The sequence below is a fragment of the Thermohalobaculum sp. genome (assembly GCF_058622915.1).
Map to the genome: position 1 here is coordinate 1 of NZ_JBZSYN010000099.1, position 7,143 is coordinate 7,143.

The window sequence follows — 7,143 nt, forward strand, 5'->3', positions numbered from 1 at the left end:
CCAGCGCCACCTCCCAGTCCGCCTCGGTCATCTTCGTGGACATCGCCGACCCTCCATTCCAGTCGGCAATCCATGAATCAGACAAATCGATCCGCGTGAATCCTCAAACCGTTACCTGAGTCAATTCGTCCACACGGCCTAGAAAAGCCTCTCCGGCGTCTTTCAGAAAGATATAGCTCACGGAGTTGTTCGGAAGTCATTCGATTCGATCCTGTCAGGCCATCAATAAAGGCCAATGACGCAAAAAATGATCTATCTGTGCGGATGTCGTCAATTAGGGTCTGTAACTCAGATCGCTCTGCTTCCGAAAGAACAACATCTTTCCTTGGTCTGTTTGGATTGTCTTGTGACAACTGCTCAAGGAGAAGTTGCGAAAGCAATTGGATGAGACGCGCGCGTTTGGAATCAACAACAGGCTTTGGCGTGTAGATTGGGAGCTTCATCGAATCTCACCTCTGAAACTTCTTATACCTGATCCGCCTGGGCAGCACCGCGTCCTCGCCCAGGCGGCGGACCTTGTCGGCCTCGTAGTCCTCGAAGTTGCCCTCGAACCATTCGACGTGGCTGTCGCCCTCGAAGGCTAAAATGTGCGTGCAGATGCGGTCAAGGAAGAAGCGGTCGTGGCTGATGACCACGGCGCAGCCGGCGAAGTCCACCAGCGCGTCCTCGAGCGCGCGCAGGGTCTCGACGTCGAGGTCGTTGGTCGGCTCGTCGAGCAGGAGCACGTTGCCGCCGGATTTCAAGAGCTTGGCCAGATGCACCCGGTTGCGCTCGCCGCCCGAGAGCTGGCCGACCTTCTTTTGCTGGTCGGAGCCCTTGAAGTTGAAGGCGCCGCAATAGGCGCGCGCGTTCATCTCGGCATCGCCAAGCCTGAGCACGTCGACGCCGCCCGAGATCTCCTCGAACACGGTCTTGGCGCCGTCGAGCGCGTCGCGCGACTGGTCGACATAGGCCAGTTCCACCGTGTCGCCGTAGTCGATCGTGCCCTGATCGGGCTGCTCCTGCCCGGTGAGCATGCGAAACAGCGTGGTCTTGCCGGCGCCGTTGGGGCCGATCACGCCGACGATGCCGCCCGGAGGCAGCGAGAAGGTCAGGTCGTCGATCAGGAGGTTGCCGCCATAGGCCTTGGCGAGCTGGGCGACCTCGATGACGCGGCTGCCCAGCCGGGCCCCGCGCGGGATGATGATCTGGGCGCGGCCGACGCGCTCGCGCTCGGAGTGCGAGGCGAGCTCGTCATAGGCGCTAATGCGGGCCTTGGACTTGGCCTGGCGGGCGCGCGGCGACTGGCGGATCCATTCGAGCTCGCGCGCAAGGGTGCGCTGGCGCGCCTTGTCCTCGCGCGCCTCGTGCTCGAGCCGCTTGGCCTTCTGCTCGAGCCAGGAGGAGTAGTTGCCCTGCCAGGGGATGCCGCGGCCGCGGTCGAGCTCGAGGATCCAGCCGGTGATCTCGTCGAGGAAGTAGCGGTCGTGAGTGACGATCAGCACGGTGCCGGGATAGGCGATCAGGTGGCTTTGCAGCCACAGGATGGTCTCGGCGTCGAGGTGGTTGGTGGGCTCGTCGAGGAGCAGCATCTCGGGGCGCTCGAGCAGCAGCCGGCACAGCGCGACGCGGCGGCGCTCGCCGCCCGAGAGCGTGTCGACGGCGGCTGTGTCGGGCGGGCAGCGCAGCGCCTCCATGGCGACGTCGACCTGGGCGTCGAGGTCCCACAGGTCCTCGGCGTCGATGCGGTCCTGCAGCGTGGTCATCTCGGCCATCAGCTCATCGGAGTAGTCCTCGCCGAGCCTGGCGGCGATCTGGTTGAACTGCTCGACCAGGGCGAGCTTGTCGGCCACGCCCTCCATGACGTTGCCGCGCACGTCCTTGGCGGCGTCGAGCTCGGGCTCCTGCGGCAGGTAGCCGACGCGGACGCCCTCGGCCGCCCAGGCCTCGCCGGTGAAGTCGGGGTCGAGCCCGGCCATGATGCGCAGGAGCGAGGACTTGCCCGAGCCGTTGACGCCGACGACGCCGATCTTCACGCCGGGCAGGAAGGACAGGCGGATGTTCTCGAACACCTTCTTCGGCCCGTAGGCCTTGGTGAGGCCATCCATGTGGTAGACGTACTGCACAGCCATTGCGCGCCTGCCTCTCGGGGTGCGGGTGACGGGTCGGGCGGTGATTTAGCGGCTTGGCCGGCCGGGCGCAACGCGCCCGCGCGGGGGCGGACTGAGCGGGCTCAGTCGGCTTCGGCTTGCTCGGCCTCGGCGCGGTCGGGGCGCACGGTGCGCAGGACCGAGAGCACGAAGAAATAGAGCGAGGCGGCGACCCACAGCCAGAACACCGCCGGCGAGGCCTCGAGCGCCTTGCCCGAGTCGGGGTCGATCAGCACCAGCCGGAACGAGGTGGCGGCCCACAGCACGGTCATGGGGATGGTGGTGCGCCGCCAGTCCTTGACCCGGAAGGGGTGCACGTATTTCCACGGCACGAAGGTGAGGATGCAGCAGACCACGATCACGGAGAGGTTCAGCCACGGGTTGGTCTGCAGCACGTGGAAATAGAGCACGACCAGGTTCCACAGCGCGGGGAAGCCGACGAAGTAGTAGTCGTGGCTCTTCACCCCGGTGTTGGCGAAGGTGTAGAGCGAGACCGCCATGATGGCGGCCGCGGCGGGCACCTCGAAGCCGGGCGGCACGAAGCCGAACCAGTAGATCATCATCGCCGGCACGGCGACGTAGTTGAAATAGTCGATGACGTTGTCGAGCGTGGTGCCGTCGAACTGCGGCGTCACCTCGCGCACGCGCATGTGCCGCGCCAGCGTGCCGTCGATGCCGTCGACGAACAGCGCCAGCCCGAGCCAGATGAAGACGCCGACCCGGTCGCCCTGCAGGATCGCGAGCAGCGCCAGGAAGCCCAGCACGATGCCGGACGCGGTGAAGGCGTGCACCGCCCAGGCAGCGGCGACCTGCTTGCGGTGATGTTCGCCCGGGCGCTCGTCCAAACCGTCTCTCCCGTTGCCCTCCTCGGGAAGAGGGGACTCTACCGCGTCGGGGCGTGCGAGGGGAAGTCCCCCTGCGCCGGGGCGCTCGAAGCTGTTGCGCGGAGGGCAGGGAAGTCGTCATGCTCGGCGCGGCGGGATGGCCCGCCGATGGGAGACTCCGCATGACAAGCGCGCCCCGTGACGCAGGAAAAGATCCGCCCAGGCGGCGGTCGGCAAAGCCCTCGAACAAGGCGCACGCCTGCCAGGTCTGCGGCGCCACGGCGCCGTCGCGCGAGCTGATCCGCGCGGCGCTGATCCGGCCCTCGGTGGTGCGCGAAATCCGCAGCACGGGCCTGGCCTGGGACCCGGAGGGCTATATCTGCCGGCCGGACCTCAACGAGTTTCGCAGCCGCTATATCCACGGCCTGCTGTCGCATGGGCGCGGCGAGCTGAGCAATCTCGAGCGCGAGGTGATCGAAAGCCTGCGCGAGCACGAGGTGCTGGCGCGCGACGTCGATACCGAGTTCGAGGGGGCGCTGAGCTTTGGTGAGCGGGCCTCGGACGCGCTGGCCGACTTCGGCGGCAGCTGGAGCTTCATCGGCCTGTTCGCCCTGGTCATGCTGGGATGGATCGCGGTCAATTCCTGGCTGCTGTTGTCGCATGCCTTCGACCCCTATCCCTACATCCTGCTGAACCTGATGCTGTCGTGCCTGGCGGCGCTGCAGGCGCCGGTGATCATGATGAGCCAGAACCGGCAGGAGGCGCGCGACCGGTTGCGCGCGCAGAGCGACTACCGGGTGAACCTCAAGGCCGAGCTGGAGATCCGGCAGCTGCACGAGAAGATCGACCACCTGATCTCGAACCAGTGGGACCGGCTGATGGAAATCCAGGACATCCAGGTCGAGATCATGAGCGAGCTGGCGGAGGCCGGCAAGCGGGCCTGAGCCGCCCCCCGCCATCGCGCGCGGGGCCATCCGAGGGGGCATCCGGGGGGCTATCCGCGGGCCCATCATTGACAGCGGCGCCGATTGACCGACGAATGGCCGGACCTGTCCCGCAGCGGAGCCCGTGCATGTTCCGACCCGGACCCATCGCCTCGCCCGGCCAGCGCGTCGGCCTGCTCGGCGGCTCGTTCGACCCGCCGCACGAGGGCCACGTGCACATCACGCGCTGGGCCTTGCGCACGCTGGGGCTGGATGCGGTGTGGTGGCTGGTCTCGCCGGGCAATCCGCTCAAGCCCGAGGGCCCGGCGCCGCTGCCCCGGCGCGTCACCGCGGCGCGCCGGCTGATGCGCCACCCGCGCGTGCGCGTCACCGACATCGAGGCGCATATGGGCACGCGCTATACGGCGGACACGCTGGCGCGGCTGTCGGAGCGCTACGCGGGCGTGCGCTTCGTGTGGCTGATGGGCTCGGACAACCTGGCCACGTTCCACCTGTGGGAGCGCTGGCAGTGGATCATGACGCACTATCCCGTAGGCGTTCTGGCGCGCCCGGGGCGCGAGGTGCTGGCGGGCCTGTCGCCCGCGGCGCGGCGCTTCGCCCGCTGGCGGCTGCCGCAGCACGCGGCGCAGCTGGTGGCGTGCGGCCCGGCGCCGCGCTGGACCCTGCTGGTCGGGCCGATGTCGCCCGCCTCCTCGACCGCGATCCGGGCGCGGGGCGAGTGGCCCTGAGCCCAGGTGCCGGGGGGCGTGCGGGGTGGCGTGCGGCCCCGCGCCACAGTCCCCCCGGTCACAATGTGCCGCGACGGTGTTGCGCCGAGAGTCGCCATTTGCGATTGTCGGGCGTTCCGAACAGGCGGGAACGGGAGCGGGGGAATGCGCATCACGCGGAGAGGGATTCTCGGCAGCGTCCTGGTTGCGGCCTGCGCGCTGGCGGCAGGGACTGCGGCACCGGCGGGCCGGGTTAGGGCGCCGCTGCCCCCGGTACGGCCCGCCGTTGCGGACCCGCCGGCGGCCAAGCCGGCCGACCCGCCGGCAGACCCGCCGGCCGCCACGCCGGCCCTGGCGCCGCTGCCCGACGCGCCCTCGGGCATTTCGGGCTGGATTGCGGTGGACCTCGACACGGGCGCGGTGATCGACGCGCACAATGCCGACCATGCCTTCGCCCCGGCTTCGGTCTCGAAGCTGCCCACGTCGTTCTACGCGTTCGACCGGCTTGGGCCGGAGCACCGCTTCGTCACCCGCCTCCTGGCGACCGGCCCGGTGGTGGGCGGCGTGCTGCAAGGCGACCTGGTGCTGGTGGGCGGGGGCGACCCCGAGCTCGATACCGACGCGCTCGACCCCCTGGTGAAGGCGCTGGCCAATGCCGGCATCCGCCGCGTCGCGGGGCGGCTGGTGGTGGACGGCTCGGCGGCGCTGGCGGTGCCGGCGATCGACCCGACCCAGCCGGTCGATGCCGCCTATAACCCGGCGCTGTCGGGGCTGTGCCTGAACTTCAACCGCGTGCGCCTGAGGTGGAGCACGCGGGGCGATGCGACCTCGATGCGGGTCTCGGCCCTGGGCCTGCGCCAGGACCCGGTGGTGCAGGGCGTGCGCGTGACGCTTGCCAGCGCGCCGAACGCGCCGCTGTTCAGCCACGATTTCGAGGACGGCGCCGAGGTGTGGCACATCCGCGCCAGCGACATGCAGGGCAAGGGCGCGCGCTGGCTGCCGCTGCGCCGGCCCGGTCTGTATGCCGGCGAGGTGTTCGCCACGCTGGCGGGCAATGCGGGCATCGATATCGGCGACGTGGTCAGGGGGCGGGCGCCTGAGGGCGCGCGCCAGATCGCGCAGATCGAGAGCCACGACCTGCGCCGGATCGTGCGCTCGATGCTGCGCTACTCGACCAACCTCACCGCCGAGATGATCGGACAGGCGGCGACGCGGGCGGATGGCGGGCACCCGCGCTCGCTGGCCGATTCGGCTGCGGCGATGGACGCCTGGGCGGCGCAGGCGGCGGGCTTTGCCGTGGGCGATCCGGGCTTTCGCTTCGTCAACCATTCGGGGCTGTCGGACGACACGCGCGTCTCGCCGCGGCGGCTGGTGCAGCTGATGGTGGCGATGGCGAAGCGCCAGAGGGACAAGGGGGTGCGCTTTCCGCATCTGCCGGGCGGCGTGATCGACCTGCTCGACCGCTACAATGTGGCGGCGCGGAGCGTGCACTACGACTTTCGCAATGTCGAGATCGCGGCCAAGACCGGGACGATGGACTATGTCAGCGGGCTCGCAGGCTTCATCGCCCTGCCCTCGGGGCGGCGGCTGGCCTTCGCGGTGTTCTCCAACGACCTGAGCCGGCGCCACCCCGACACGCGCCGCATCAACCGCGGCTGGATGGCGCGGGCGCGCGGGCTGGAGCGCGCGCTGGTGCGGCACTGGGTGATGTCGCTGAACGGGTGAGAATCGCGGGCCGCGCGCCTATATGGGAGTCGGGGCGGTCCGGCCGCCCGCATCTGGCGGCGTACGACCCGACGGAGGCATGACTTGACCACGGCGCCACGCGCCATCGAGCGCAGATCGACCATCACCTGTCCCGAATGCGGCCATGCCGAGACCGAGGTGATGCCCACCGACGCCTGCCAGTACTTCTATGACTGCAAGGGCTGCGGCGCGGTGCTGCGGCCCAAGCCCGGGGACTGCTGCGTGTTCTGCTCCTACGGCACGGTGCCCTGTCCGCCGGTGCAGGCGGGCGAGGGGTGCTGCTAGGGTCTTCCGGTGAGCTCTATCCGGTGACCTGGCTGGCCGGCAGGTCCGGGCGCCGGGGTGCGGTGAGCGGCCGGCCGGGGATGTGCTCGGCGGCCGCGGCACGCGCAATCGCGGGGCGGGCCTCGAGGGCGGCGAGCAGGTCGTGGAGCCGGGGGAAGGCGTCGAGGCCGGCCAGCACCGGCGCGCCGGTGGGATAGAGCTGCGCCCAGCGCAGGCACGCGGCGAGGTAGATGTCGACCAGCGTCGGGCCGGGGCCGATCAGCCAGCCCTGGGGCGCGAGCTGGCGCTCCAGCAAAGCGCAGTGGCCGGCGAGGCGCGCAGCGAGCCCGGCGCGCAGGGCCGGCACTGCCGCCTCGCTGTCCACATAGCGGCGGCTGTAGAAGGCGGCGCGCAGGTCGGCGTGGACTGTGTTCGAGAGGTAGAACAGCCACTTGAGGAACGCCGCGCGCGCGGGCGGGTCGCCCGCCCCGGGCCCGTCGGCGCCCAGCCGCCCGGTGCGGTCGGCGAG

7 protein-coding genes are annotated in these 7,143 nt (G+C 69.7%); 4 read left to right on the forward strand and 3 right to left on the reverse strand.

Translation table 11 applies throughout. The annotated features are described in order from the left end of the window. Positions 1-449 precede the first annotated feature (449 nt). A complete protein-coding gene (gene ettA, locus AC32QD_RS08150; RefSeq protein WP_492009994.1) occupies positions 450-2,111 on the reverse strand; it encodes an energy-dependent translational throttle protein EttA in 1,662 nt (553 codons plus the stop codon). 101 nt (positions 2,112-2,212) lie between these two features. Further along, positions 2,213-2,974 (reverse strand): CDP-alcohol phosphatidyltransferase family protein, encoded by a 762-nt coding sequence (locus AC32QD_RS08155; protein ID WP_492009995.1) that lies wholly within the window; start codon positions 2,972-2,974, stop codon positions 2,213-2,215. A gap of 161 nt (positions 2,975-3,135) precedes the next feature. Here AC32QD_RS08155 and AC32QD_RS08160 point away from each other — a divergent pair, with 161 nt between their 5' ends. The 4 genes from AC32QD_RS08160 (at position 3,136) to AC32QD_RS08175 (ending at position 6,635) form a co-directional block, all read left to right on the forward strand. Next, positions 3,136-3,897, forward strand: a complete 762-nt coding sequence (locus AC32QD_RS08160) for a DUF1003 domain-containing protein (protein ID WP_492009996.1) — start codon at positions 3,136-3,138, stop codon at positions 3,895-3,897. A 128-nt stretch (positions 3,898-4,025) separates the two neighbouring features. Further along, a complete protein-coding gene (locus AC32QD_RS08165; protein ID WP_492009997.1) occupies positions 4,026-4,625 on the forward strand; it encodes a nicotinate-nucleotide adenylyltransferase in 600 nt (199 codons plus the stop codon). Between the two features lie 144 nt (positions 4,626-4,769). Beyond that, the gene (gene dacB, locus AC32QD_RS08170) at positions 4,770-6,329 is read left to right on the forward strand and encodes a D-alanyl-D-alanine carboxypeptidase/D-alanyl-D-alanine endopeptidase (protein ID WP_492009998.1); all 1,560 of its coding nucleotides are present in this window, start codon (positions 4,770-4,772) and stop codon (positions 6,327-6,329) included. An 84-nt stretch (positions 6,330-6,413) separates the two neighbouring features. Beyond that, complete coding sequence (locus AC32QD_RS08175) at positions 6,414-6,635, forward strand: GDCCVxC domain-containing (seleno)protein (protein ID WP_492009999.1); 222 nt, start codon at positions 6,414-6,416, stop codon at positions 6,633-6,635. 16 nt (positions 6,636-6,651) lie between these two features. Here the strand turns inward: AC32QD_RS08175 and AC32QD_RS08180 are convergent. Beyond that, on the reverse strand, positions 6,652-7,143 hold a 492-nt coding region (locus AC32QD_RS08180; RefSeq protein WP_492010000.1), incomplete at its 5' end, for a glutathione S-transferase C-terminal domain-containing protein.

Coding starts and splice junctions, on each gene's coding strand:
- AC32QD_RS08160 (WP_492009996.1), top strand. CDS start 3,136: ATGACAAGCGCGCCCCGTGACGCAGGAAAAGATCCGCCCAGGCGGCGG.
- dacB (WP_492009998.1), top strand. CDS start 4,770: ATGCGCATCACGCGGAGAGGGATTCTCGGCAGCGTCCTGGTTGCGGCC.
- ettA (WP_492009994.1), bottom strand. CDS start 2,111: ATGGCTGTGCAGTACGTCTACCACATGGATGGCCTCACCAAGGCCTAC.
- AC32QD_RS08165 (WP_492009997.1), top strand. CDS start 4,026: ATGTTCCGACCCGGACCCATCGCCTCGCCCGGCCAGCGCGTCGGCCTG.